The sequence below is a fragment of the Novosphingobium sp. RL4 genome (assembly GCF_035658495.1).
Taxonomy (GTDB): domain Bacteria; phylum Pseudomonadota; class Alphaproteobacteria; order Sphingomonadales; family Sphingomonadaceae; genus Novosphingobium.
This window is the reverse complement of the sequence record NZ_CP141944.1, coordinates 1,485,042-1,511,282: the sequence shown is the minus strand read 5'-3', so window position 1 is coordinate 1,511,282 and position 26,241 is coordinate 1,485,042. Positions and strand designations below refer to the sequence as shown.

The window sequence follows — 26,241 nt, the reverse complement described above, 5'->3', positions numbered from 1 at the left end:
CTCTCCTTCTCGCTACCCGCGTGGGCACGCTTCGCCCTCGCCCGCCATCCCCGGATGCTATCGCGCCGCGACGGTCCGCTGAATGAGACGAAAGTATGGCTAGGTAGTGCGCGGGCGGCTCCGAGGTTCCGGGCAGCGCGAAAAAGGCCGCCGGAAACGCGCCCGCGTGCGCCGAGCGGCTATGGAAGCAGGCCTGTGCCGATGTCGGGTGCCCGATATCAGGCGGCCGATCGGGCCTCGATCACTTGCGAGGCACGGACGAGGTCTGGGACGGAGCGGAGCTGCATCTTCTTCATCAGGCTGGAGCGGTGGAGCTTCACGGTGATCTCGCTGATCTCCAGCTCCCAGGCGATCTGCTTGTTCATCAGGCCCCGCACCACGCCTTCCATCACTTGCCGTTCGCGCCCTGTGAGGGCCGCGAAGCGTTCCGCGACCGCGCGGTGGCGATGGGTCAGTTCCCGCCTGTCCCGGTCGAACGCGAGCGCTGCATCGACGGCATCGATCATCTGCTGGTCGCCAAAGGGCTTGGGCAGGAAATCCATCGCCCCCGCCTTCATCGCCCGCACCGATAGCGCCACGTCGGGATGGCCGGTCATGAACACGACCGGGATCTCGTCGCCCCGCCGCTTGAGCTGCTCGTACAGTTCGAGCCCGCCGATGCCCGGCAGGCGCACGTCGGCGATGAGGCAGCATTCGCGGTCGGGAAGCGGCGCATCCAGCACGGCCTGCGAGGATGCGAACCCCTGCGGGCAAAACCCTTCCACACGCAGCAGGCTGCCCAGCGCCGAGCGCATTTCGGGATCGTCATCGACGATCAGGACCGTGCCCGATGCCCTGTCGGCAATCGAGGCGGGCGTGGCGGGGGTGACGGGTTGGGGAACCACCTGGGGGGGCAAGGCGAGACCTCCGGTTTTTTGCGATGCACAAAAATGCCTCCAAGTGCACATATCGGGCAATCCCCCCATTCGGGGGGAATTGCCTAATCCGGCCATCGCGCTCAGGGTCTCCCCATGGACATGCCCGCTTCTGGCGAAACCACCTCCGCACCGGCAACAGCCCCGGAAGCGCCGATCCGCGTGCTCGTGATCGACGATCATCCGCTGCTGCGCGACGGCGTCATGGCGGTGCTGGGCACGCAGCACGACATGGCACTGATCGGCATGGGAGAGGACGGCGAGGCCGCCGTGGCGCTCTACCGCGAGCTTCGCCCCGACGTCATGCTGCTGGATCTCCAGATGCCGGGCATCGACGGGCTGACCGCGATGGCGCGCATCCTTGCGGAATTTCCGCAGGCCCGCGTGCTGGTGCTGACGACCTATTCGGGTGACGGCCGGGCCCTGCGCGCGCTCAAGGCGGGCGCCGCAGGCTATCTGCTCAAGAACAGCCTGCGGACCGAACTTCTCGACGCCATCCGCTGCATTCACCGGGGCGAGATGCATTTCGACGCCGGTCTGGTCAGCGCGGACGGTTCGAGACAGGCCGCCTCCGAAAGCCCCCCTCACCTCACCGCTCGCGAAAGCGACGTGCTGGAACTGGCGGCGGCGGGCAACTCCAACAAGCAGATCGCCGGCCGGCTCTCTCTCTCGGAAGAGACGGTGAAGGGATATATGAAGGCGATCTTCGCGCGGCTGGGGGCGATGGATCGCACCCATGCCGTGGCGATTGCCGTGCGAAACGGCCTGATCGAGCTTTAGCCGGTAGACAGGCGCATTCGCTCAGGGCCTGTGCGGCGCGGCGGAGGCCGGATCGCGGGCAAACAGCAGCGTTGCACCCAGCACGATGGCACCGGCCAGGATCAGCGGAACCGCCAGTCCGACATGGAGCAGCAGCGTGGCACCCACGGCGGCGCCGAGGAAGATCGAAAGCACGGCGGCGAAGCGGCGCAGGAAATTGGGAGAGCGTCCTCCCACCTGATCGGCGGCGATGCCGGTGATCGTCAGCGTCAATACGGTGGTGGTCAGGTCGGGCACCTTGAGCGAGCGCACGGTCGCATTGCGCAGACCCATGGCGAAACCGGTCAGCACGATCACCGAAAGCACCGCGATCTCCGGCGCCTGCGCGGCGATGTCGATCCTGGTGGAAATGGCGGCAGCGATCCACAGCAGCGCGGCTTCGACCACGGCGGCCCAGAGCAGCCAGCGGCGCAGCGGCAGGTCCACATGGGCGCGGGCAAGGCGTCCCGCCCCAAAGGCGCCCACCATGAAGGCCAGCAGCGCCATGACCGCCGGCACAACCTTGAAACCGGGCGTTCCCGCCGCCGCGAAGCCGAGGAACACGACGTTGCCGGTCATGTTGGCGGTAAAGACCTTGCCGAGACCCAGCACCGAAGCCGCATCGACCAGACCGGTGGTGGCGGAAAGCAGCAACAGCAGGCGCGGCAGGGTGGACTTGATGGGGGAAGCGGCGGGTGTTGCGGTCATGTCGATCTCCGGGATGGGGGGGATGCCGGTGGTCTAGGTCGGGGCTGCTATCTCAGGTATCCGAATAAGATCGTCCGGTTTGTTCGATGAAACTGAAATGCCGATCAGAACCGGAAATTGCTTTCGAGACCGAGCATATGGATCGTCCTGGCGGAGCCGGTCTCGCGGATGAAGGCTCCCGGCGCGAAGGCGGAAAGCGAGGCGGAGAGTTCGAGCTCCGCCGTCGCCTGCCAGGCCAGCGTCGCTTCCACTTCCTTGCCGACGAATTTCGCGCGGCTGTCTCCCGCGTCGCGGATCAGGTTGCCGGGAATGTCGTAGATGCCGTCCCCGCACGAGGCGCGCCAGTAGGCCATGGCAGCAAGGCTGGCCGAGATATCCGGGGCAAGTTGCAGGCCCAGCGAGGAATAGGCGTTGACGATGTTGTAGGGGCCGACCGGCGAAAGCTCGCCGAAGTATTTGCCCTTGGGGAACATCGCGTTGAACGTGCCGAGGCGATTGTCGGCCTTGTCCTTGTCCCCGCTCACCACATTGACGCGAACGGTAAGGTCGGGGGCGAGCGGTGCTTCCGGGAAGGCGCGGCCGAGTTCGGTGCCCAGCGTCCAGGCCGAGATCGGGCCATCCGCGAAACGGCCGAACTGATAGACGCCCTCGACGTTCCAGTGCCAGTCGTCGCGGCTGCCGTGCCAGCGCGCGCCAAGACTGTGGCGGGTTTCGGTGCCCCCGCGCGTGCCCCAGTGGGCGGCTTGGTTACGATAGCCGAGATAGTAGAGATCCAGTCCCGGCAGCGCGGCATAGGCGCCCCAGAGCGACTTGTCGGGCGAAGTGCGATCGTCGAAGTCGCCCCGGCGGGCCTGCACGGGCCTGACCGCCAGCAGGCTGACTTTCGCGGCGCCCAGCGTCACGTCCGCACGCAGGCCATCGAAGGCGAGCGGCACGTTGGGACCGTAGCGGGTGCCGATCAGCCGTTCGGTGCCGAGCGAGAGCATCTGCCGCCCGCCGCGCAGGGTTACGGGGCCGAGGTCAGCCTCGACGAAGCCTTGCAGCAGGTCGATGCCGGTGCCGTCCACCGGGCCCGGCGAAGGCGCGACGCTGGCCGATGTCGAGGCGATCGGCTGCACGAAGGCACGCACTTTGCCGACATGCAGGTCCGCATAGGGCAGCGCGCGCAGCCAGACGTAGCTGTCGTTCGGCGCATCCGCCCCGCCCCAGAGGTTGTTTTCGAGGTTCTCGTTCCTCACGCGCAGTTCGATGCCGGTGGAGAGCCAGACGTCATCGCTGATCGGGATGTACTTGAACGGCCCGGTCCAGTGGTGCGCGCGCTTTTCGGCGTCGGCAAGGTCGGACCAGTCCTCGTCGTAGCGGGTGATCGAGAGGGTCGGGGCCTGCCAGGCCTCGGTGGGTTCGGCATGGGCAAGATGGGGGAGAAGGGTTGCGGCAAGCGCCGCAAGCGGGGCCAGCCTAGGCACGTCGCTTCGCCCGGGAGGCTAGGATGGCCACGAGAATGAACCCGCCGACGAGGCCCATGTGTTCGAAGAAGGCATTCGTCGCCCCGAAGCGCTCGGGTCCGGCGGGCATGGCCCAGAAGGCATTGGCGACCGTCGCGGCGAAGAACGTGAACACGCCCAGCATGCCCGCGCCCAGCCAGACCAGGCGGTTCGTCAGGATCAGCAGCGGGCCGACGAGCTCCACCGCAATGGTGAGCGCCGCCCAGAGCGCGGGCGGGGTCAGGCCGAAGTGGGCCTGCTCCGCCACGGCGCCCTGCCAGTCGGTGAGCTTGGTGAGCCCGCCGACGAGATAGGCGCCCACCAGCAGGAGGCGGGCAAGAAAGCCCGTCGGCGCGAAATCCAGCACCGAGGCGACGAATTTGGGCGTACCGGTGCCGGACATGGTTCAGTCAACCTCACCGGAGTGGATCTCGGCGATGTAGCCGCCGGGGAAGCGCACGATGGCGGCCTGGCGCTTGCCTGTGCTGTAAGGCGCGACCAGCGTTTCCGCGCCTGCCGCCGAAGCCCTGGCGAGCGTGGCATTGAGGTCGCTCACCGCATAGCCGGTCATGTCGCGGCCATAGGGCCAGGGTAGCTGGCCGTCCGAAACGTAGACCACCATCTTGCCATAGCCGCTGGTGATCGACACGCGGCGGATGGTCTTGCCGGGCTCGCCGATCTCGGCGCCATTGGCGGCCTTGTCATCGGCGGTGATCTTGCCGTGGGCGAAGCCGGTCCAGCCCTTGATGAAGCTGTCGGCGGCATCGGCGGTCAGATAGACGCGGTTTTCCGGGACCGTCTCAAGCGCCTTGTAGTTCGGCTTGGCGGTGTGCCAGTAGAGCTGCATGTTCACGCCGCCCGGCCACTGGATCACCGAATCCCGGCCGATGGGATCGGGGAAGGTCTCCAGACGGCGCACCGCCCCGTGGCTGCGGGCAGACTTCACCGCCGCATCGAGGTCGGTCACCAGATAGCCGGTGCGCTCGTCGCCGAAGGGAACGGGGATCGGCGTCTTGAAGCCGAAGACCGAGACGGTGCCCGCAGGCGTCAGCACAAGCTGCGACTTGGTGAGGCTTTTCGTCGGCGTCACCTGGAATTCGCCCTGCTTGCTGGTGGTGCCGCCGAAGGTGGCGACGAAGCTGGAAACGAACGTGTCGAACTGGTCCTGCGGCACGTAGACATGGGTGGTGTCGTACTGCGCGCCGACGGCGTAGTCGGCTGCGGGAGCGGCGAAGGCAGGCGTGACTGCGGGGCTCGCGGCCACCAGGGCGGCCGCGATGATCAGGGTGAAGTGCTTCATGTCTGTGGCTCCGATGGGAGAGGGACAGTGCCGCTCGGTCGATGGTGCAGGCCCGGTGTAGGGGGCCGTCGGCTATCCATCGATCCGAATAATCTAGACTGGAATGTTCGAAATTATGGAAAAGCCGTGAATGCGGCCCCTCCTCGCCCGGAGGGGCCGCACCGGATCAGACCGCCCAGCAACCGCAGCCGAGCGAGCCCCAGAAAGTCTGGACATCGGCGGCGGGAACATTGGCGCCGAGCGCGGCGGCATGGTCGTGCCCGTGGACGCCGCAGGAACTGGCGCAGCCGCAGGCAGAGGCCAGCTTCTGCTTGGCTTCCGGCGTCTGGTAATAGCCGCCGAAGGTGGCGACCGGCGACCAGTCCGGCATCGGGCGCGGCAGCTGCGGCGCGAGCGGGCGATAGTCGCCCTCGCCGTGCACCACCTTGCCGCCCAGCAGCGTCAGGATCGAGCGGATGTGGACGATCTCGTTATCGGGGACGCTGAAGTAGTCGTCGGAAAGCAGCGCGAGGTCGGCCAGCTGGCCCGCCTTGATCTGGCCCTTCTTGCCCACTTCGTTCGAGAACCAGGTGTTCTCGTGCGTCCACATGCGCAGCGCCTTTTCGCGGCTGACGCGGTTGTCGCCGCGATAGAGCGAGAGGCCGCCCACGGTGCGTCCGGTGACGAGCCACGAAAGCGAGACCCAGGGGTTGTAGCTGGCGACGCGGGTGGCGTCGGTGCCGCCGCCCACGGGGATGCCGGCAGCCAGCATCCGGGCAATCGGCGGGGTGCGTTCGGCCGCCTTGGCGCCGTAGCGCTCGACGAAATCCTCGCCCTGATAGGCCATGCGGTGCTGCACCGCGATGCCCCCGCCGAGCGCGGCGATACGGTCGATATTGCGATCCGAAATGGTCTCGGCATGGTCGAAGAACCAGTTGATGCCTTCGAGCGGGATGTCGCGGTTGACCTTCTCGTAGACGTCGAGCGCACGGCCGATCGTCTCGTCATAAGTCGCGTGAAGGCGCCAGGGCCAGCGGTGCTCGGCAAGCAGGCGGATGACGGGTTCCAGATCGCCTTCCATGCTGGGCGGCATGTCGGGGCGTTCGACGCGGAAGTCCTCGAAGTCGGCGGCGGAATAGACCAGCATCTCGCCCGCGCCGTTATGCCGGTAGGTGTCGTCGCCCTGTCCGGGGCTGACCTGCTTCACCCAGCCCGAAAAGTCCGCCAGTTCCTCTTTCGGCTTCTGCGTGAAGAGGTTGTAGCTGATGCGCACGGTCAGCTGGTCGTCGGCGTGGAGCTTTTCGATGATGTCGTAATCGTCGGGATAGTTCTGGAAACCGCCCCCCGCATCGATCACCCCGGTCACGCCCAGCGCGTTGACTTCGCGCATGAAGTGGCGGGTGGAGTTGATCTGGTATTCGGGCGGAAGCTTCGGTCCCTTCGCCAGCGTGGAATAGAGGATCGTCGCGTTGGGCTGGGCCAGCAGCAGGCCAGTGGGGTTGCCATTCGCATCGCGCACGATCTCGCCGCCCGGCGGGTTCGGCGTGTCCTTGGTATAGCCGACGACACGCAAGGCAGCGGCGTTCAGCAGCGCACGGTCGTAGAGGTGGAGGATGAACACCGGCGTATCGGGCGCCACCGCGTTCAGTTCCGCGATGGTCGGCAGGCGCTTTTCGGCGAACTGGTGCTCGGTGAAGCCGCCGACCACGCGAACCCACTGCGGGGCGGGCGTGTTGTCGACCTGCTTCTTCAGCATCGCCATCGCTTCGGACAGGCTGGTCACGCCGTCCCAGCGCAGCTCCATGTTGAAGTTCAGCCCGCCGCGGATGATGTGCATGTGGCTGTCGATCAGGCCTGGGATCAGGCGGTGCCCCCTGGCATCGATAACCGTCGCTTCGGGAGCGGCGGCGCGCACTTCCTGCTCGCTGCCCACGGTCAGGAACTTGCCGTCGCGGATCGCCACGGCTTCGGCTTGCGGGTTCTCCCGGTCCAGCGTGGTGATCCTGGCGTTGACGATGATCGTGTCGGTCATGACGGCTTCCTTGGAACGTGCGGTTTGCGAGAGTAATGTGGGCAGGAGCGACGTGGCAGCCGCTCCGGCAAGTGTCTGGCGGCGGGTGATCACGCTTCCGCCTTGTGGTCGGCGGTGCGGCAGGGGAACTTGTCTCCCGGCAGGCGGCCGAGGACGTGCTTGCGGCAGTCCGTCTGGACGAAGTGGGCGATTTCATCGTCCGCCCAGATCCTCTTCGCCAGCGGTACGATCTGCTCGCCCAGCAGGATGCCCAGAAGCCCGAGCAACGCGATCATTGGCGGGGCCGGCGAACGCACGCCGAGGAGACTGTAGACGATACCCACCAGCAACCCGGCAGCGATCGAGAGAAGGTAGGCTTTCATCGTGGAGGCTCCCCGGCGTCTTGGTTCAGGCCTGCACGAAAGCGAGCAGGTCGGGGTTGATCACGTCGGCGTGCGTGGTCAGCATGCCGTGCGGGAAGCCGGGATAGATCTTGAGCGTGGCGTCCAGCAGGATCTCGGCCTGGAGCACACCGGCGTTCTTGTAAGGCACGACCTGGTCGTCATCGCCGTGAAGCACCAGCGTGGGCACCGTGATCGCCTTGAGATCGTCGGTCTGGTCGGTTTCCGAGAAGGCCTTGATGCCTTCGTAATGGGCCTTGGCGCTGCCCATCATGCCCTGGCGCCACCAGTTGTCGATCACCGGCACGGAAACTTCGGCGCCATCGCGGTTGAAGCCGTAGAAGGGACCTGCGGCCACATCGCGGAAGAACTGCGCGCGGTTGGCGGCAAGCCCGGCGCGCAGGCCGTCGAACACCTCGATGGGAAGGCCGCCGGGATAGGCCTGCGTCTTGAGCATGATCGGGGGGACGGCGCTCACCAGCACGGCCTTGGCGACGCGGCCCTGCGGAATGCCGTAGCGGGCGACATAGGCCGCGACTTCGCCGCCGCCGGTCGAGTGGCCGATGTGGACCGCGTTCCTGAGGTCGAGATGCTCTGCCACGGCGGAGGCGTCGGCGGCGTAGTGGGCCATGTCATGACCATCGCTGACCTGCTCGGAACGGCCATGGCCGCGGCGGTCATGGGCGACGACGCGGTAGCCCTTGGAGAGGAAGAACAGCATCTGCGTATCCCAGTCGTCCGACGAGAGCGGCCAGCCGTGGTGGAAGACGATCGGCTGGGCATCCTTCGGGCCCCAGTCCTTGAAGAAGATTTCGACGCCGTCCTTGGTGGTGACATATGCCATGATGCTGATCCTTCGGTGGGTTGGGTTGTCTATGCAGCGGCTTCGACAAGCTCAGCCTGAGCGGAGCTGGAACTGAGAGGGCTGTTTCCGCCCATCCTGAGCCTGTCGAAGGATCACGAACTCAAATCAGTGAGCGCCCTCGGACGCGCCGAACATGGTCTTCGCGTAATTGATGCCGATACCGTAGGCACCGCCCCACTTCTTGGCGATTCCGGTGGTGCTGTCGTAGGTCTCGGTACGGGCCCAGTCGCGCTGCAGTTCGAGCAGGTACTGGAGCGAGGTCATCGGCACCGCGCCAAGCTGGATCATGCGTTCCACGGCCCGTTCGTGCGCCTCGGTGGAAATATCGCCGCAGGCATCGGTGATGACATAGGCTTCGAAGCCCTGGTCGATGGCCGAGGCAACCGGGCCGACGATGCAGACCGAGGTCCACAGCCCGGCGAAGACGATGCGTGGGCGGGCGATGCGGTTGATTTCGGCGATCACGCCTTCGTCTTCCCAGGTGTTCATGCTGGTCCGGTCGAGCATGGCCTGACCTTCGAAGGCTTCGGTGATCTCGTCGAACATCGGGCCGGAGAAGCTCTTCTCGGCAACCGTGGTCAGGATGGTGGGAACGTCGAAGGACTTGGCCCCGCGCGAAATCAGCGCGGCGTTGTTGCGGAGCAGTTCGGCCGAGATCGACTTGGTTGCGAAGGCCATCTGCGACTGGAAGTCGATCAGGACAAGCGCATGATTGTCAGGCGAGATCAGCGACTTGCCGGGGGTTGCAGTGGCGGTCGGCGTGGCGGTCTTGGTCATTGGGAAGCTCCTGTCGTTGTCTGGTGAAGCTGTTTTCGCGTCATTTTCGCTTGCAGTGAAGCTGGATAAAATGACCATTATTGTTCGATAAACTTGAAAAGCCTGCCCGAGGCAGACCTGCATGGCCTGGCGGTACAGCCGAACGCCCGCCCACCACGCGCAGCACTTTTGCCTCGGTCGTGCCGGAATTCTAAGCCAACCATTGGTATGGTCCGGGCCGAACGGAGCGGCTTTTCCCAGGCCGGGCGGCGTGGAAGAATTCCGCATGGCCACGGCCGCAGCCCAAAGCCGCCAATTCAAGAAGGCGCGGCGACGGAATATGTCCGCGCCGCCTAGACTTGCATTGCATCGCAACGTAGTCCGGTGCGGCCGGCTGCTGTTTCAATTCTGTAAGCGCAGTTCTGCCAGAATTCGAATTGACGAGGGGCGAATATCGATGAGCCACATCAGGTACCGGCGCGATATCGATGGGCTACGAACGATCGCGGTACTGCCCGTCGTGCTGTATCATGCCGAACTTCCGCCTTTTTCGGGCGGCTTCGTCGGTGTCGACATCTTCTTCGTCATTTCCGGGTTTCTGATTACCAGCGGCCTTCTCAAGGATGCGAACGAGCAGAAGTTCAGCCTGCTGGCCTTTTACGACCGCCGCATCCGGCGTATTCTGCCCGCACTGCTGGCCGTTACCATGGCGACTCTGGCCTACGGCACGTTCGTCATGCTTCCCGGCGAACTCCTCGCCCTCGGGAAATCCGCGGTAAGCGTGGCCCTGTTCTCGTCGAACATCTGGTTCTGGTCGCAGCTCAACTATTTCGGGCCGGCGCCTTACGAGAGCCCGTTGCTGCACTCCTGGTCGCTGGCGGTGGAGGAGCAGTTCTACATCTTCTGGCCGCTGGTCGTGGCCCTGTTCACGCTTAAGCCGCTTCGCCGCTGGTTCCTGCCGGCGATCGTGGCCGCGATCGTCATCTCCTTCGGCCTCTCTGAATTCATCGTCCACAAATCGCCGAACTTCGCCTTCTACATGTTCCCCACCCGGGCATGGGAACTGCTTCTGGGCGCGGTGCTGGCGGTCGTTCCATCCCTGCGCATTCCGAACCCCGCCTTGCGCCTTGCAGCCGCCCTCGCCGGTCTCGGCCTCGTGCTGGTTCCCATGCTGACTTATACCGGGGCAACGCTGTTCCCCGGCCTTTCCGCGCTGCCGGTCTGCGTGGGCACGGCGCTGCTCCTGCTGGCCAATGCCGAACAGGACAACGTGGTGGCCCGGCTACTGGGCAGCGGCCCGATGGTCTTCGTGGGCAAGCTCTCCTATTCGCTCTATCTCTGGCACTGGCCGATCATCGCCTTCTTCTGGCTCCAGCGCGGTGCGGCGCCCTCGCCCGTCGAAGGCGCGCTGCTGGTGGCGGCCAGCTTCGTCCTGTCCTACCTCAGCCTGCGCTATGTGGAAGCGCCCTTCCGCCAGCGCAGCAGCACGAATATCGACACCCGCATCGTCCAGCGCCGCGTCGTCGCGTTCGGCGCGCTGGCGCTGCTCGCGATCGGCCTGGCCTCCGCGCCGCTGATCGTCACGCGCGGCCTGCCCGGCCGACTGCCGCAGCCCGCCCTGCTGGCGACCGAGTTCTCCCCCAAACCCTTCACCCCCGAAATCGGCTGCGCGCTCGGTGGTTCGAAAGGTATAGAGAACTGCGCGAAAGGCATTGCCGAGGATGACAGGTCGACAGTCGTGCTGTGGGGAGATTCGCACGCCCGCGCTCTCGGATTCGGCTTCACCAAGGCGACCGAACAGGCCGGAATCCCCCTGCGCACGGCCGTGAAAAGCTCCTGCTCGCCGCTGCCCGGCACGCTCGAAACCGACGGCACCCTCGTTGCCGACGACAGTTGCCGCCGGTTCAACGAAATGATCTTCGAGGCGATCAGGTCCAATCCGCATGTAAAGACCGTCGTCATCGCCGGGCGCTGGGCACGCTTCGTGAATGACAGCGCTCCCGGCAGCAACGAGGCCATCACCTCGAAATTCCTGCTCGACGAACAGGAACGCGTTGCCGGACCGGAACAGACCAAGGCGGTGCTGCAGCGCTCGCTCGAACGGGTGATCTCCCGGTTCGGCGCGGCGGGCAAGGAAGTGCTGCTGGTCGAACAGGCCCCCAGCTTCCCGGACAATGCCCGCAAGTGCGTGGCCCGTTCGCTGTGGCGCGGCAAAAGCGCGGAGGACTGCTCCGTCCGGGAAACCGACGTCCGCCGCCGACGACTGGCGCTGACCACCATGTTCGAGGATATCGCCGCGCGGCATGACAACGTTCGGCTGATCGACCCCCTGCCCGTCATGTGCCGGGGCGGCCTATGCCCGGCCGATGACCGTGGCCTGCCGCTCTACGCGGACGAGCACCACGTCACCGAACGCGGCAGCGCCCGTGAAGCGACATCGATCCCGCTGCGCGACCTGAGGTCATGAGCGGCTGCGAAGCTGCAGGATAGAAGGCCTGAACGGGCCGGAGCCCGGATCGGAAGGGTCCGCCTACAAGGCGTTGTAGCGGACCAGTTCCTCGCAGTCGCAGCATGGCGTTTCTACCGAACAGCCCGGAATCCTGTCCGGGCAGAAGTTCGATTCACCGATGCATCGTTTCAGCCACGCAAGAACCGCGTGGCCCCACCCTTTTCTCATGTCGCCCCCCGACAACGTAAACGCGGCGCTTACTATGCAGACCAAGGGTACACAAGGGTTTCACGGGCGGCCCGCTAGTTCGCACTCCGGGCCTCCTGCCAGCGGCGATAGCCCAGTACGGCAAGGGCGATCATCGCCGCATAGAGGCCCGCCGTGAGCCACAGCCCCTTGAAGGCGAACATGCCCACGTAAAGGATGTCCACCGCAATCCACAGCAGCCAGCTCGCCGCGTGTCGCCGCGCGGTCCAGTATTGGGCCACGAGACTGAAGCTGCTCAGGGCGGAATCCATCCACGGCAGCGCCGCGTCGGTATAGCGGCTGGTGAACCAGCCGATGGCGACGGCGCCCGCCGCGCCCGCCGCCAGTCCCGCCCATGCCTGCAGGGGAAGCAGCGGCTTCACCATGACTTCCCCGGCATCGCCCTTCCCTTTGGTCCAGACGATCCAGCCATAGACGATGGCCACGCCGAACAGCGCCTGCAGCACCATGTCGGCATAGAGCCGCACGTCGAGGAACAGCTTGAAGTAGAGCGCACAGGCCAGCAGGCTCGTTGGCCAGCACAGCAGCCAGCGCTTCGCGGTGAGCCAGATTGCCAGGAAGCTGACGACGACGGCAACGATTTCGAGTGCCGACATCAGGCCGCGTCCCCGCTTTCGAGTTGGTTCAGGAAGTCCCGCCCCGGCGGGGAGAGGAACCAGTCGGCATGGTCCACGAGATAGCCCTGCCATGCGAGCTTCGCCTGAGCGCCATCGCGCAGGATGCCCGCGAAATAGTCCACTTCCGAAAGCGCGAATTCGATATGGACGAGCGGCAGCAGGCGGACGACCGTCTCCACATCACTGCGGGTGAGCGGCAGCACCGTGCGGTAGCCGGCAAGCAGCGCCAGCGCCGCTGCCGAATCGGCGGGTCCGTCGCCCCGCCCTTCCGCAAGGTCCAGCCACGGAATGGCGGTGCGCTCGATCGCGGTGGCGAGATCGTGGTGCGCCGAGGTCCGCGCCGCCAGCCCGAAATCGAACACGGTGCGCACCGCGCCGTCCTCGCTCCAGAGAAGGTTCGAGGGGTGCCAGTCGTTATGGGTCCAGAGCCGCGGATGCCGGGCCAGACGCTCGGGCAGCCCGGTGCCCAGCGCGGCGAAAAGGCGCGCGAGTTCCTGCCGCCAGGGCTTGTCCTCAAGAAATCCGGCCAGCGCCGGACGGGCGGCGACATAGTCCGCCGCCGCCGCCAGCGGATCGCGGGAGGGCAGGATGGTGAAGCTGGCGACAAGCGGATGCGCCGCGCGATCCGGCGCCGCGTAACCTTCTGAGGCACGGTGCAACCGCGCCAGCGCCACGCCCGCCTCGAAGGCGTGACGGTGCGAAAGGAACGGCGTCCATGACAGCCTGTCGCGGTAAATATCCCGGCCCGGCGACCTTGCGTGAACTTCGTATGTCCAGTCACCCCGGGTGACGGCCCCGCCGCCCCCCTCCGCCGGCACGACCTCCGGCACCGGCACGCCGCCGGCCCGCAGATGCGCCATGAAACCATGCTCTTCATCCAGCCCCTCCGGCGTGCGGAGCGACTGGTGATGGCGCTTGAGGAAGAACGATCCCCGTTCGGTCTCGACCAGAGCCCCTGCCGAGAACGGTCGCGGCGAATGCCAGTGCAGCGCCGCCAGCCGCCGTCCGGCGGAAGGGAACCGGGCCAGGATCGCCTCGGCCTCGCCATGCGTGATGGCGGGCCAGGTCGGTGCCTCCAGCGCGGTGCCCATCCCATGCACCATGTGGCCGGGTTCGGTGCGGCCGGACACGAGACGGGGCACCGCGCCGCTCACGGTCAGAAGGCGCGCGAAAGCGTCGCCACGAAGGCGCGCCCGCTTCCGACGTAATAGGCCGGCGACGAGCCCGAAATGACGGTGCCGCCGCGCCCCGTCGTATCCAGCGCATTGGGCGTGATCGAATAGACGCCCGACAGCACATGCGGGTTGGTCACGTTGATCGCATTGAGCCGCAGGTCCATCCGCTGCGCGTCGATCAGCCCGGCAAGATGGACGCCCACGGACAAGTCGAGCGTGGCATAGCCCTTGATGCTCTCGTCATTCATGAAGGTGGCGTACTGGCGGCCGACGTACTTGAGCGCGCTGCTGCCGAACAGGCGGCCGTCGTCATAAGTGGTGCCCATGGCGAACTGGAACTCGGGGCTGGATACCGCGCGCTTGCCCTTGGTCGGCAGATAATCGCCGCCGATGGCCAGGTCGTCGTTCAGGCGCGTGTGCAGGTATTCGCCCGAGAGATAGACGCTGACGCCCCTCGCCGGGCGATAATCGATCTCGCCGTCCAGTCCGTAGGAGGTCTGGCTGCCCCCATTGATCGTCGAATTGACGAGCGCGCCGCCGCTGTCGATCACGGTCGCCACCTGGCGGTTGCGGAAGTGATAGTGGAAGGCGGTGAGCGAGAAGGACAGGCTGGGGCCGATGTAGCGATAGCCCAGCTCCTCGGAGACCGAATATTCGTTCTTGAGATCCCCGCTCCCCTGGCTGACGAGTTCGCCGCCGTAATAGCTGTTGTAGAGCGCGAACTCGTTCGGGGTGCGGAAGCTCGTCGTGATGTTGGCGAAAAGCTGCTGCCGGTCGTCCAGCTTGTAATGCACCGCGGCGCGGGGCAGCGCGGCGAAGCTGTCGGCGCGCACTTTCGACTGTGGGCCGGGCAGGTAATTGCGGCCGTTGCGCAGCACGTCCACGCCCTTGAAGCCCAGGTCGACGCTCAGGCGCGGCGAAACCGCGATGCTGTCGGCCAGGAAGAAGCCTTTGGTGACGGTGACGGTCCGCGCATTCTCGTAAGCCAGCAGGCGGCCGTCGGCCGTGCGGATCGCCTTGTCCTGATAGCCCCACTGGTCCACCGGATGCCCATCGGCGCCGATCGAGGTGTAGGACTGGGTAACACGGTCGGTCCCGTAATCGAACCAGAGCCCGGCGGTGAGCGTGTGGGCGCCCGCCTGAAGCGTAAGCTTGCTGACATCGCCGACGCGAAGCTGCTTGCCGGTCCAGTTGCCAAGCACGGTGGCCACCCCGTCCACCGCGCCGGGCAGCGCGATCGGCTGGGTCAATTCCTCGGTGCCGAGAAAATTGCCGGTCGTGGCAAGCTGCGTGCCGTAAGGCGCATTGCCGTGGCCGAGCTGGAGATAGGCCGAACTGTCGAACGCCAGGCGATCGCCCAGCTTCAGATGAACCGGCGCCGCCACGTAGAAGTTGCGGAACGGCGCGCGGTAGAGCCTCCAGTAGTTGGTATTGCCCTCGGTGTACTGCCGATCGTAGTTGAAATCGCGGCCGGAGGCTTTCCAGTCGGCCAGCGTGGGGCTCGGATAGCTCGATGTCTTGGCGTCGTTGTACGAGAAGGAGATGCTGGCGCGGTTCCCGTCGCCCCATTCGCGCAGCAGCTTCGCATCGATATGCTGGCGCTTGTCGTATCCGGCGCCCCGCCAGTTGTCCGCGCGGTTGTTCGAATAGGAGACGAAGGCCTTGAGCCCGCTCGCCCCCAGCGTGCCGGTGTCCAGCCGCACGAAAACGCGGCGGGCATCGTAGGAACCGGCAGAAAGATTGACGAGGCCGCCCAGCTCCGATTTCGGATCGTCGAGCGTCAGCGATAGCAGCCCGCCCGCCGCGGCGACGACGGGCGCGTCGATATCGGCGGCCCCTTGCGCCAGCGCGATCTGCCGCACGTTCTCGGCATCGGCGAACTGCGAGGGATAGGCGTAGAAATAGCCGATATCGTTTTGCGGCGCACCTTCCATCACGACGCCGATCTGGTCCTGACCCAATCCGCGCAGGGTCAGGCTGGAACCGGTGGAGAGGCCGTAGGGATCGCTCGAAGACACGTTCGCGCCGGGCAGGAGGTTGACGAGCTGGAACGCATTGAGCGTCGGCGCCTGCTTGAGGATGAAGTCCGCCGAAATGGCGCTTACGGCCTTGGGCGCGGTCTGGTCCGGCAGCAGCCCCTCGGGATCGGGATGCCCGATCACCTGGATGTCGGACGGGCCGGCATCGTCGGCCGCCTCCGCCATCGCCGCGGGCGCGGCCAGCAAGGCCGGCAGAACCAGCGCGGCACCACCGATGCCGGTCAGGCCGCGAAGACAGGAAAAGTTACGGAAATTGGGCAGATTAATGGGCATCGTCTTACTGGGCATCTTCTCGCGTCCACTCCATCTGGAGGGACAACGGACCTGCCGCCAGCCCTCCCTACGCCGGTGTCAACCGGATCAGGTTCAGCGGGTCGTGGTCTGCAGACCACCTCTCAGCCGCGCATAAGCGGCCCCCCGGGGATAGGGCGCCTCTAGGCGGTCAGATGCGGGCTGGGAAGCGTTATTGAGAGCAAGGCACACCATTACCGCCCCACCGGCGTCCACGCGCGAGGATCCTGATCCACAGTCTTGCGGCTCTTTGCCTCCGCGATTTCATCCCGCCGCCCGCGCACGGCCTCGATCTGGCCGGCAGCGTCACGCGCATGGCGACTTTTGCACCGAAGGGCCGCATCGATCTGGCGACGGTCGACAACGAAATCGCCAGACTTGGGCGCCTCTGGTCAGTCAGCAACGCCAGCAATGAGGATAAGCTGGCAGCATTCCTCGACGCGGAAAGACTGGAGGAGATCGATCCCTTTGACCGCGTCCAGCTGGCTTACGTCGTGGACACATGCCGCGAGAGTACCTCCCTGTCCGAAGCCGGACGGCACCTGTTCTCCGCCTCGCGCGCGCGACGCAACAGCACCAACGACGCAGACCGGCTCAGAAAGTATCTGCCTCGCTTCGGATTGGATTTCGCAACAATCCGATAACGCAGGTTAGTGATGCCTGTTCACCGCAGACTAAAACTTAAAAAACTTGATCTAAATTATGATTGTATAATTAGTCACCCATTCCCAGCATCGTTCCAATGCGACCACGGGATGTCGCCCGCGGCCCCATCAATTCACAACCCTTTTCGGACGATCATCGGTCACCAAGTAAAGTCGATGATTTTCTAACTTAGTATTCTACGGTTTAAGGGGTAGCCTATCAAGCAGAGTTCTGGTGATATGGTCGCCTATCAATACCTTGGGAGAGATGATGAAGGGTGGCCTTGCATGGCGATCAGCAGCGGCACTGTCCCTGCTCTTAGCCTGTTCCGGATCGACGCACGAGGTCGAAAGGGTGGGCATCTACTATCTCCAATCGGAGCGCCTCTCCGGCCCGGAGACGGTCAATGGTTACGGATCAGCCAATGTCGGCGTCCTGGTGACCATTGACGTGAAAGGCCATGTCATCGACGCTCGGGTAGGAGACAACTTCTACAAGCTCGACCCCAAGCCAGCTCTTGAAGCTGCGCGGAAGTGGACATTCAAGCCTCAGTCGTTCGACGGGCATCCTGTCCAGGCAGTTGGCTTCATAACGATCAACTACGAAGCCGCCGAAACTGCTCCTGACCCGAAAGTCCCGTTCCCGGAAGGTAGCCCTCAGGATACCGAGGTTACGCTGCGAAGGACCGCCTGTTACGGATCGTGCCCCGATTATGAGGTTTCGATCAGGGGAGATGGCCGCGTCCGTTTCTCCAGCAATTATCCTCGCTTTCCCGGAAGCGCCGCCGACGTGCATCGTGCATTCAACGGGTACAATGTACTCTGGCCCGGCCCTCATGAAACGAACGTCGAGCCTGAAGCGGCTGCCGCCTTGTTCCAGAAATTTCGAGATGCGCACTTCATGGGGATGAAGCCGGATTACACGGCCGGCGTCACGGATAGTCCGACCTATGAACTCACCCTGAGAGTCGGCACAACCTCCAAGGTGGTGGTCGATTACGTGGGCCGGTCTGTCGGCATGCCTCGGAGCATGACCCAACTCGAGGATGCCGTGGATACTCTGGCTCAGACAGATCGGTGGATTCGGGGCAACGGCGGTACTGTCGCTCTACTCAAGCAGCAGCGGTTCGACTTCACTTCTCAAGCCGGCGCAGACCTCGTTCAAAGTGCCATAAGGCTTGCGCAAGCCTCACTCGGAAGGAATGATCCGACAGACCTTGTCCGAGCTGCTCTTGCCTCCGGAGTTCGTTTGGACGCTCTCATTAAGGCCGGACCGCAGGATAATTCCCCTTCTTCGCTGGCTCTTGGCGTTCTGATCGCCGAATTTGCGGCAGAGAGGGGAGATCAAAAGCTGTTCGACCGGATGGCAAAGCAGGGCTATGTTTCACGGATACCCAAGGCACGGTTGACGGCTCTGCTTGCCGAGGGAGTCGGCTGCAACGCCCCGATAGCTCGGGCCCTGGTGAATGCCGGTGCCGACCCCAAAGGGCAGGATAATGACGGGAATGCCCTGCACATATTTCGCGGAACCTATGGGGCTTGCGGGAAGGCTTCCAGCCGGGACCGTGCTGCAATGGCGCGCACCCTGATCACGCTTGGCGTTCCACTGGAGGGACGCGATAGCCTGGACTGGACTCCGCTCATGGGAACCAGCGATCTGGCGGTGACGAAAGTTCTCATCGAAGCGGGGGCGAAGCTGGACGCCAAGTCCAATGACGGCACCACACCTGTCCTTTCAGTGGATGACGACCGCATCGCACTCACAATGTTGCGGGCAGGCGCCAACCCCCGCGTGAAGGACCCAGACGGAACCCTTCTGGCTGCCGCGAAAAGGCGTCATTGGCCTGCCACTTTGGAATGGCTCGCTGCGCATGGGATACAGTGAAATGGCGGGCCGCTTCCCCATCGGTCGCCGTGTGAACGTGTTCTGCCTGGTCCTGGGCTCGCTCCTCATGGTTCAGTGCACAGGTGGATTGTCATCTCCTGATCCGTCAGGCAGCGAGGATGCCGAACTGACGGAACCAGCAGGGGCTGCGCTAGCCTATGATGACGGCGATACCGTCTATGTCTCAGCGTCGACCCTTCGGACGCGCGACGCGCCTTCAACCAAAGGGCACATCACGGGAAACTTCCGCAGCGGCGATAACGTCGAGATCATCAAGCGGTCGGGCGAATGGCTCCAGGTCATGAAGGACGCCCGGCGCGTGTGGATCTCAGCGAACCATGTCTCCTCGTCATCACCTGTCACTCGCCAGTCCTTTGCCTCGCGCCCCTCATCGACAGGAGTATCAACTGACGACTCTGGCTCAGGCGGTGGATTTTCATGGTTCGGCAAACGCTGCAAAAAGGGAAAGCCCTGCGGCAACGCCTGCATTTCAGTCAATCGTGTCTGCCATAAGTGACAACGCCCCTCCCGAGACAATACCCTCCCCCAAGCTGCTCGAAGTCCCCGCTTTCGTAGCTGTTCGTGGGAGAGGCATGAAGTAGACTTTCATTACCTCTTGCCCCAACGCCACGCCTTCTGTTGATGGCGGGGCTCGAACACCCCACAAAACCGACCCATGCCGGTCGTTCAGCCACCGATGGCTCCCCCGGGAGCCGGGACCGGCAGCTCGTCATCGTCCTACCGGGAGGATGGGGGGCCAATCGGCTTCAGTGCGCAGCCACCCAATCCTTGAGGGCTGCATCGATCCGCGACTGCCAACCGGGGCCGCCGGATTTGAAATGCTCGATCACCTCGGGCGAAAGGCGCAGTGTGGTGCTGACCTTTTTTGGGGCCTTCTGCGGACCGCGCGCGCGAATCGTCTTTGCGAGGTCCGGGAAGGCCTCAGCGAAAGGCATTGCCCTCGCGAAGTCCTCGGCTGTCAATTCGGGGTTATTGCTGACCGCATCCATATCGGCCCTGGTGTATCCGGGAGCGGCGTGTTTCGGGTCGGTCATGGCAGGAGCGTCCATCCTTCGCAGGGATCACCAGAGCGGAGAGGAAGGACCCTTCGCCCACATCGGCAAAGTCGATCCCGTGCTTGACGAGGATCGCTTGCCGTTTCGGTTCATCCCATACAGCAATCATGGCTTTTTGTGGCTACGATTTGATTGGAGGTCAATCGCTTTTAGTAACTACAATTTGCTTTTGGCGGCGGGATCGATCTTCCAGTTCATCAGGCGTCACAGGCTCTTGAACATCTTGCCCAGCGTGGCGGCGGGCGAGGCGAGCGCGCTGGTCGAGCAAAGGCTTGCGCGGTTCCGTCGGCGAGCCGTCAAAAGGGCACGTTATCGGCCCTGCGGCTGAGGTTCGAGCGCTGACGGGCCGGTCCCAACTTGAGCGCAACGCGGCGGCGGTGGCCCAAGTAAGCAGCGTGAACACATGGCGTCTCTGGCTCGATCACGCCTCCGGCTTCCATCTTCACCGTCGTACCCAGCGATGGCACGAACCAGATCGGGAACTTCCTGCAGCGGCACGCGCGCCATGTGCTTCACTCGTGGGCGGGGCTTCAAGGCGCCAAGCAGGTGAACAGTTGGATTCTCGCGCTCCCACCCGTTGGCGATCGCAAACCGATAGACCTGGCTCACGCATTGGTTGGCGCGCCGGCTGATATCGAGAGCCCCCCCCTCGCCTCGATCTTTCTGATCATGTCCAGAATCTCGGGGACGGATATCTCAGTGAGAGGACGGTGACCGATCGCAAGAAAGACATCCCTTTCCATCCGGCTGATTACCCGCTGGGCGTGGGCGGCATTCAATCCGCTGGCGCGATTGGCGTGCCAATCGCGCGCGACCTTTTCGAAGGTACGCTCTGCTGCCCGCTGTTCCTCCGCCTGCACCGCCCCCGGATCTCGCCCCTCGGCAAGGCTGGCCCTTGCCTCGTCACGCTTGGTCCGCGCCGCGGCGAGCGGAACGTCGGGATATTTTCCGAAGCTCAGCAGCTTTTCCTTGCCGCCGAATCGGTACTTCATACGCCACAGCTTCGAGCCGTTTGGCTGCACGAACAGATGCAATCCGCCGCCGTCCGTCAGCTTATATGCGCGGCTCCGGATCGCCGCGTATTTAACTTCAAGTTCCTTGAGGGCCATCTGGGGGTATCGCCTGTTGGGGGTGCCGGCCAAAAATACCCCCAATTCCACCCCCAATTCAAATCGACGTGGGCGGTCTCGCATGGACGAGAGTGGGCGCCAGCGGATAACCGCGAACGCCGTAAATGCTTGAAATTATTTTGAAAAAAAATGCCCCGAGACGTCAACGGACAAATCTGGACTGTCTCGGAAAATGGGAAATGGTAGCGGAGGAGGGACTCGAACCCCCGACACGCGGATTATGATTCCCTACCAATAGACTGTTTTTACAGCATATTTTTCCCAAGTCCGGGAAAATTCGGTCGTGCAAAATCAATGGGTTAGGAGCAAAACTCCAACCGCCCCCACCACTGACAACAGCCATTCAATTTGCGCAACGGGCCATCATCGGTTCAGACCTTGGAGCCGTGAAAGCGCATGGCGTCGCAGCTACGACGTCGACGATTCGCGCGCTCAGGTTTCGACCATTTACTGGGAACCCACCGCGAACAACGCGAACATGTTCCAGTTCCGCGATGCCTATCGCGACACCGTGCTTGCCTACGCCGATCAGGTGCGCAAACCAGGCAAGACACTGCCAGTCTCGCTGAACGCATTGCAGGTCCTCAAGGCCGTCTTCGCCTTCATGGACGGCAAGACGGGGCGCTGCGATCCGAGCCTGGACAGTCTCGCCAAGCGTAGTCGCCTTTCCCGGCGCACCGTGGTCCGCCAGTTGGAGGTTCTCCGCAAAGAGAACCTGATCAACTGGGTGCGCCGCACGGTGAAAACCGACAATGCACCGGGCGAAGGCCCCAAGCGCCAGCAGACCAGCAACGCCTATTTCATCGATCTTGCGAAGCTGCCTATCGAGGTCGCCCGCACGCTGCGCCAAAAGCTCGGCGACAAACTGCGTGAAACGAGCCGCACGTTGGTAGGCTCAGGCCCAGTGCCGTCCCGCATCGCCGGTAAGACAGCCAAACTGCTCGCGAACATCGCGGGTTCTCTCTCAGCCCCCGGAGCCCGCGAGCGCGCCGAACGAAGCTCGCTCGCGGGCGGATCGATGGCAGATCGCATGGCACACATGTACCGGAACGACCCTGTCGCACTGCGGGAGCATGAGGAAATGCTCGGCCTTTCTTTTGGGGTGAGTGCGAGTGCCAACTTGGCATTGTACCCCTCCCCCAGAACAGAAGAGAGAAAGGACTGAAGGCGCTAGGGCGCCTTCAGGCGTAAAATTTGTATTGCCCCCAGACCTATCGGGAAGTTCCCCGCCTCCTTCGTAGCCTAAGCGGCAGCGGAGTGCGGGGCGGCTTGCGCCGCCCATGGCTATCAGGGGGGCAAGAGCAACGGCCGTGCCAATTAGCGGCCGTGGTGCAGGCGGAAATGGCACGCCCGGAGAAGGTGCTAAATCGCACCGCCAGGTGCATCAATCCGCATCAGCGATACTCGCCAGCTATCGTGAGGTCGGCCTAGGCTCTGGGCCGGTTTGCGGAACTCGGCAAAACGCATCAAAAACGACACGAAAAGTGCGCGGGCGAGGCGGGGGGAAAAGCCCGCGGCTAGGGGTGGTAACGGGTCGCGGCAGGAATGCCCGAGGGCCGCCCGCGGAGCCTCGCTCAGGGCCGATACAGGCTCCGGCGCGCCCCGGGGCGGACCTTTGCGGCGCATGTGCTATACGGGGCTTAAATCGGCCCTGACAGGCAATTACTCCCCTCGCCACCATGACCGGTTGCGAAATAATATTACACCCGCCCGACACCGGGCCGCCCGCCTTCCGTCACTTTTATATTGACACTTTCCGTGTGTCACTTATAAGAGACACATGGAAACGCAGCAGACCCCCGACTTCATCAACTGGTTTTCCTCGCTGCGCGACAGCAAGGCCAAGTCGAAGATCGCGGGCCGCATCGCTCGAATTCAACTTGGCCTCATCGGGGAAACCAAGTCGGTAGGGGATGGCGTTTCCGAAGCTCGTATCGACTTCGGCCCGGGATACCGCCTTTACTACACTCGCCGGGGCGAACGTCTGATCATCCTGCTGGTCGGGGGAGACAAGTCCACCCAGCGGCGGGATATCGCAAAGGCAAAAGAAATGGCGGCCCAGATACCCTGAGCCGCCACGAAGACTACTGAAACACCACTGCCATAGGAGTAACCATGGCTATCGAACTCACCCGCTTCGACGCGGCCGAACATCTCACTGAACCCAGCGACCAGGCTGAACTGCTGGCCGACGCAGTGGCCACTGGCGACGCGTCCGTGATCGCCAGCGCCATCGGCATCGTCGCCCGCGCTCACGGCATGACGGATCTCGCCCGTGAAACCGGCATGAAACGCCAGCAGCTCTATCGCGCATTCGGCCCTGACGGGAACCCGACGCTTGAGACCATGGTGAAGGTGCTACCTGCACTTGGCCTGAGAATGCGAATCGAGGCAGCGGCCTAAGCCGCCTTAACCCGCTCCCGGAACCGGACGGCCTCAATGCCGAGTACGTCGTTCAGTTCAAGGAACACGGACTGGAGCGGCTCGATCTCAAGTTCGAAGAACGCGTCGGTCGCCTTCGTCACGTCTCCGAAGCCGCCCGCATTGGCGGGCACGATGCCCAGCAGCTGGGGCGGCACACGGTGTGCAGCCAGCACATCGTCGCGCGTCGTGTTCTTGATGCCGAGGAACTCGTCCTTTGCGCCCACCTCCGCAATCGGCAGGATCTTGATCCCGCCGTCCTTGCCACCTGGCGAATGCACGAACAGGTTACGGAAATTGCCCGGCCCCTTTGACCGCTTCAGCGCGTCACGCATGCTGTCTATGTCGCCATCGGCGAACTCCCCGGTCGCGTAGAGGATATAGCCTGCGTGGCTGCCGTTCTCGTAATAGCGGCGACGGAACAGCGTCGCGTTCTCGTTGAGCAGCGCCGACTGCAACGCTGACAGGTATTCCGGCAAGCCATAGATCTCCTGGTTGACGTCCGGCGCCAACAGCTGGTGAACGGTTCCCGGCTCGAATTCTGCTTCCGGCTCCCCTCCCGGCACCCACCAGAAATGCCCCGCCTGCACACCGCGCCGCGTGTACTTCGCAAGCGAATGATCGAGGCGCAGCAAACCCCCCAGGCGATTGCGAACCTCCTGCGCGAACGCGTTCCCCATTACGAGATAGTCCTGCACCATGCCCCTGAAAGTGCCCCGGCTCAGCCACTGGGTCGGCTCAAGGCTCGCGGCCAGCATGTTGCGCTTCAGGATGATCGCACTCGAATGGTGAGGCGAAGCCCGGAATGCCCGGGCAAGGCCATGCAATGAGATCGGGGGCTCGTACCAGCGCTGGTTGTGATAGCACTCCAGCATGTCCAGCATCGTGGCCCGGCTCAGTACCGGTTCGGGATCGCCGAACGTGAAGGCCTGCACGGCACCGCGATTATCGTTCGCCGCGACAATAGCGCCCTTCGACGCCTCCGCCGATTCGCGGCGGCTCATGTGGCGTGCACGGTTGCGCTTGGTCATTCGATAATCTCCATCGTGCTCTTGGGCTTTTCCTTCCCGTCGAGCGGTTCGTTCATGAGGATGTGCATGGTCGCCCAGGCGAGGTCGGCGTGCCCGTCCTCACCGCCGCGCCCGGCCTTGAAAGTGACGTTTCGCCCGCTGGTGGTCAGCGTCTTCTTGATCGAGACGAAGGCAGAGACGAGATCAAGGTAGCCACTGTCGAACGCCAGACGCCCGCGCCGGATCACGTTCTGCGCCTTCATGATCATGCCCGCCTTCACTTCCAGCGAGTATTCGATCTTGGCGACGGAACAGCCCGGCAGCGCACCCGGCTTGGCCAGCAGCTGATAGACACCGGCGCCAACGCCGGTCGCGTCAACGCCCAGATAGGTGCAGTTGTACCGGCCCAGCATCGCCTTGATGAAGGCGGCCTGTTCTTCGAAGTCCTGACCGCGCAACGGGTGGCGTTCGAGGATACGAAACGTCCCGCCCTCCGACAGCGGCGGCGCGGCGATCACCAGCGCGGCGTTGTCGCCGGTCTCGCTCGACTGCGGATCGTATCCCGCCCAGACCGCGCGATTGCCATATGGCCGCGCCGCTTCCGGGTTGAAGTCCTCCCATTCGACCAGGCTATCGCAGCCGCACCCGATCAGGTCGTTGAACTTGAAAGCGGACAGGCTGTCGTCGACGAACTCGCACATGTAGAGGTTCGCGAACTCGTCGGCCGCGTACTCGTCCTCAAGCTCCTCGATATCGAACAGGTCGCAGCCCGCGAGATCCGCATCGCGGATGTTGACGATGTGCCGCCACACCCGGTCCGGTCCGACGCTGCCGGCGGCAAGTGCCTGGTGGCTGACGTCGATTTCGATCCGGTCGGCCTTTTTCCGGCGCTTGTTGCGGCGCTCGCCGGTCCAGTAGGGATAGGCGGGATGCGCGATCGTCGATGGCGTCGAGAAGTAGGTTTTGCGCCACTTCTTGTGCGTCGCCATGCCCGATGCGACCTTGTTGAGCTCCTCGAACGAATGGACCCAGAAGAATTCGTCGAAGTAGAAGTTGCCGCTGCGGCCCTGCGCGGTGCGGAAGTTCGTGCCGAGGAAGTGCAGTTCGGCCCCGGCCTCCTCCTGCGGGCGCAGATCCGACGAAATGACCATCGGATCGCCCGCCAGCGATACGCCCACCAGCTTGGCGAAGCTGACGATGTACGACCGGAACTGGTGGGCCTGCGCCTTCGACGCTGACAGAAAGATCTGGTTCCGCCCGGTCTCGATCGCGTCCATCAGCGCTTCGAAGGCGAAGAAATAGGTGGCGCCGATCTGGCGCGACTTCAGGATCATGCGGGTGCGCTGATCCTTCTCCTTCCACCAGCGCAGCTGATAATCGAAGCACCCGTCGAGGAAGATGCGCTTGAGTTCCTCGGCCTGCTCTTCGGTGAAATGGTTCTTTTTCGGCGCCTTGCGCGGCCCGGCGTTGCGATTGCCGACCTTCTCGTTGAGGTCACCGCTATGGCCGCCCGGCTGCTCGAAACGCCGGACGCGGGCCAGGCTCTCGATCGACCTGTTGAGCGCGTCCATCTCGACGAGGTCCGCGCTCGTCTTCTTTTCCTTCGCGATCAGCGTCAGCAGCCGGATTTCAAGGCCGTCCTCGATCTTCTTGATCGACGGCGCCTCGTCCCACTTGTCGCGCTGGCGCCACGATTCGATCGTCGGGCGGGGGATCGCCTTGCCCTGGTCGTTGGTCACGCCGTGCAGCGCGAACTCGTCCGCAATCTGCGTCACGCCCCACCCCCGCCAGTATAGGCTGCGGGCATGGCGGCGCGGATCGAACTTCCATGCGGAAGCCAGCGGGTCGGGAAGGGTCGCGTTTGTGCTCATGGCGGCGACCATGCGCCTCGTTTTTGCCGTCAATCACCGCTGTCCATTTGGCCCAGCGCCAGACCAAATGGACGCCCTTGAGAAGATGCGCCCCAGCGGTCCTTTTGGCCGGGTCAACACCGCTGCCGAACCCGCCGCACCCTCAAGGAA

At 64.0% G+C, this 26,241-nt stretch carries 24 protein-coding genes and 1 riboswitch; of the genes, 8 read left to right on the top strand and 16 right to left on the bottom strand.

Features of this window, described 5'->3' with window-relative positions; translation table 11 throughout:
* Positions 1-218: 218 nt before the first annotated feature.
* On the bottom strand, positions 219-884 hold the full coding sequence (locus U9J33_RS07480) for a response regulator transcription factor (protein ID WP_324698783.1): 666 nt from the start codon (positions 882-884) through the stop codon (positions 219-221).
* Positions 885-1,010: 126 nt separating this feature from the next.
* Here U9J33_RS07480 and U9J33_RS07475 point away from each other — a divergent pair, with 126 nt between their 5' ends.
* Positions 1,011-1,694, top strand: coding sequence for a response regulator transcription factor (locus U9J33_RS07475; RefSeq protein ID WP_324698782.1), 684 nt, complete (start codon positions 1,011-1,013; stop codon positions 1,692-1,694).
* A gap of 21 nt (positions 1,695-1,715) precedes the next feature.
* Here U9J33_RS07475 and U9J33_RS07470 read toward each other — a convergent pair whose 3' ends face one another.
* The 8 genes from U9J33_RS07470 to U9J33_RS07435 form a co-directional block, all read right to left on the bottom strand.
* Positions 1,716-2,420: a YoaK family protein gene (locus tag U9J33_RS07470; protein WP_324698781.1), complete on the bottom strand. Its 705-nt coding sequence runs from the start codon at positions 2,418-2,420 to the stop codon at positions 1,716-1,718.
* A gap of 104 nt (positions 2,421-2,524) precedes the next feature.
* Entirely contained in the window at positions 2,525-3,886 is a 1,362-nt protein-coding gene (locus U9J33_RS07465; protein ID WP_324698779.1) for an alginate export family protein, read from the bottom strand.
* Entirely contained in the window at positions 3,879-4,307 is a 429-nt protein-coding gene (locus U9J33_RS07460; RefSeq protein ID WP_324698777.1) for a DoxX family protein, read from the bottom strand. Before U9J33_RS07460 ends, U9J33_RS07465 begins: the two co-directional genes overlap by 8 nt.
* 3 nt (positions 4,308-4,310) lie before the next feature.
* Positions 4,311-5,204 (bottom strand): glyoxalase, encoded by an 894-nt coding sequence (locus U9J33_RS07455; RefSeq protein WP_324698776.1) that lies wholly within the window; start codon positions 5,202-5,204, stop codon positions 4,311-4,313.
* Between the two features lie 166 nt (positions 5,205-5,370).
* On the bottom strand, positions 5,371-7,215 hold the full coding sequence (locus tag U9J33_RS07450) for an amidohydrolase (protein WP_324698775.1): 1,845 nt from the start codon (positions 7,213-7,215) through the stop codon (positions 5,371-5,373).
* A gap of 89 nt (positions 7,216-7,304) precedes the next feature.
* Positions 7,305-7,577, bottom strand: coding sequence for a DUF1427 family protein (locus U9J33_RS07445; protein ID WP_054441197.1), 273 nt, complete (start codon positions 7,575-7,577; stop codon positions 7,305-7,307).
* 25 nt (positions 7,578-7,602) lie between these two features.
* Positions 7,603-8,439, bottom strand: a complete 837-nt coding sequence (locus U9J33_RS07440) for an alpha/beta hydrolase (RefSeq protein WP_324698774.1) — start codon at positions 8,437-8,439, stop codon at positions 7,603-7,605.
* A 126-nt stretch (positions 8,440-8,565) separates the two neighbouring features.
* Complete coding sequence (locus U9J33_RS07435) at positions 8,566-9,237, bottom strand: hydrolase (RefSeq protein WP_054441193.1); 672 nt, start codon at positions 9,235-9,237, stop codon at positions 8,566-8,568.
* 436 nt (positions 9,238-9,673) lie between these two features.
* Here U9J33_RS07435 and U9J33_RS07430 point away from each other — a divergent pair, with 436 nt between their 5' ends.
* Complete coding sequence (locus U9J33_RS07430; RefSeq protein ID WP_324698773.1) at positions 9,674-11,683, top strand: acyltransferase family protein; 2,010 nt, start codon at positions 9,674-9,676, stop codon at positions 11,681-11,683.
* Between the two features lie 284 nt (positions 11,684-11,967).
* Here U9J33_RS07430 and pnuC read toward each other — a convergent pair whose 3' ends face one another.
* From pnuC to U9J33_RS07415, 3 genes are all read right to left on the bottom strand, one after another.
* Positions 11,968-12,528: a nicotinamide riboside transporter PnuC gene (gene pnuC / locus U9J33_RS07425; RefSeq protein ID WP_324698772.1), complete on the bottom strand. Its 561-nt coding sequence runs from the start codon at positions 12,526-12,528 to the stop codon at positions 11,968-11,970.
* Positions 12,528-13,640: a phosphotransferase enzyme family protein gene (locus U9J33_RS07420; RefSeq protein WP_324699021.1), complete on the bottom strand. Its 1,113-nt coding sequence runs from the start codon at positions 13,638-13,640 to the stop codon at positions 12,528-12,530. Before U9J33_RS07420 ends, pnuC begins: the two co-directional genes overlap by 1 nt.
* Before the next feature lie 65 nt (positions 13,641-13,705).
* Positions 13,706-16,036: a TonB-dependent receptor gene (locus U9J33_RS07415; protein ID WP_185998818.1), complete on the bottom strand. Its 2,331-nt coding sequence runs from the start codon at positions 16,034-16,036 to the stop codon at positions 13,706-13,708.
* A gap of 47 nt (positions 16,037-16,083) precedes the next feature.
* A riboswitch (TPP riboswitch) is annotated at positions 16,084-16,193 on the bottom strand.
* A gap of 175 nt (positions 16,194-16,368) precedes the next feature.
* Here U9J33_RS07415 and U9J33_RS07410 point away from each other — a divergent pair.
* The 3 genes from U9J33_RS07410 (at position 16,369) to U9J33_RS07400 (ending at position 19,100) form a co-directional block, all read left to right on the top strand.
* Positions 16,369-16,698 (top strand): hypothetical protein, encoded by a 330-nt coding sequence (locus U9J33_RS07410; protein ID WP_324698771.1) that lies wholly within the window; start codon positions 16,369-16,371, stop codon positions 16,696-16,698.
* A gap of 268 nt (positions 16,699-16,966) precedes the next feature.
* Positions 16,967-18,583: a DUF6438 domain-containing protein gene (locus tag U9J33_RS07405; protein WP_324698770.1), complete on the top strand. Its 1,617-nt coding sequence runs from the start codon at positions 16,967-16,969 to the stop codon at positions 18,581-18,583.
* A 1-nt stretch (position 18,584) separates the two neighbouring features.
* A complete protein-coding gene (locus tag U9J33_RS07400; protein WP_324698769.1) occupies positions 18,585-19,100 on the top strand; it encodes an SH3 domain-containing protein in 516 nt (171 codons plus the stop codon).
* 250 nt (positions 19,101-19,350) lie between these two features.
* Here U9J33_RS07400 and U9J33_RS07395 read toward each other — a convergent pair whose 3' ends face one another.
* Together U9J33_RS07395 and U9J33_RS07390 are read right to left on the bottom strand one after the other, a co-directional pair.
* Positions 19,351-19,638, bottom strand: coding sequence for a BrnA antitoxin family protein (locus U9J33_RS07395; protein WP_324698768.1), 288 nt, complete (start codon positions 19,636-19,638; stop codon positions 19,351-19,353).
* Positions 19,639-20,264: 626 nt separating this feature from the next.
* Positions 20,265-20,768, bottom strand: coding sequence for a tyrosine-type recombinase/integrase (locus tag U9J33_RS07390; RefSeq protein ID WP_324698767.1), 504 nt, complete (start codon positions 20,766-20,768; stop codon positions 20,265-20,267).
* A gap of 499 nt (positions 20,769-21,267) precedes the next feature.
* On the opposite strand from U9J33_RS07390, the gene U9J33_RS07385 reads away from it, so the two are divergent.
* The 3 genes from U9J33_RS07385 (at position 21,268) to U9J33_RS07375 (ending at position 23,192) form a co-directional block, all read left to right on the top strand.
* Entirely contained in the window at positions 21,268-21,954 is a 687-nt protein-coding gene (locus U9J33_RS07385) for a helix-turn-helix domain-containing protein (RefSeq protein ID WP_324698766.1), read from the top strand.
* A 615-nt stretch (positions 21,955-22,569) separates the two neighbouring features.
* Positions 22,570-22,860 carry a type II toxin-antitoxin system RelE/ParE family toxin gene (locus U9J33_RS07380; protein ID WP_324698765.1) on the top strand — a complete coding sequence of 97 codons (291 nt, stop codon included), beginning with the start codon at positions 22,570-22,572 and terminating at the stop codon, positions 22,858-22,860.
* Between the two features lie 44 nt (positions 22,861-22,904).
* A complete protein-coding gene (locus U9J33_RS07375; RefSeq protein ID WP_324698764.1) occupies positions 22,905-23,192 on the top strand; it encodes an addiction module antidote protein in 288 nt (95 codons plus the stop codon).
* Here U9J33_RS07375 and U9J33_RS07370 read toward each other — a convergent pair.
* Both U9J33_RS07370 and U9J33_RS07365 read right to left on the bottom strand, forming a co-directional pair.
* Entirely contained in the window at positions 23,189-24,241 is a 1,053-nt protein-coding gene (locus U9J33_RS07370; RefSeq protein ID WP_324698763.1) for a phage portal protein, read from the bottom strand. The genes U9J33_RS07375 and U9J33_RS07370 overlap by 4 nt on opposite strands.
* Positions 24,238-26,091: a terminase large subunit domain-containing protein gene (locus tag U9J33_RS07365; RefSeq protein WP_324698762.1), complete on the bottom strand. Its 1,854-nt coding sequence runs from the start codon at positions 26,089-26,091 to the stop codon at positions 24,238-24,240. The genes U9J33_RS07370 and U9J33_RS07365 overlap by 4 nt, the downstream gene beginning before the upstream one ends.
* Between the last annotated feature and the right edge of the window lie 150 nt (positions 26,092-26,241).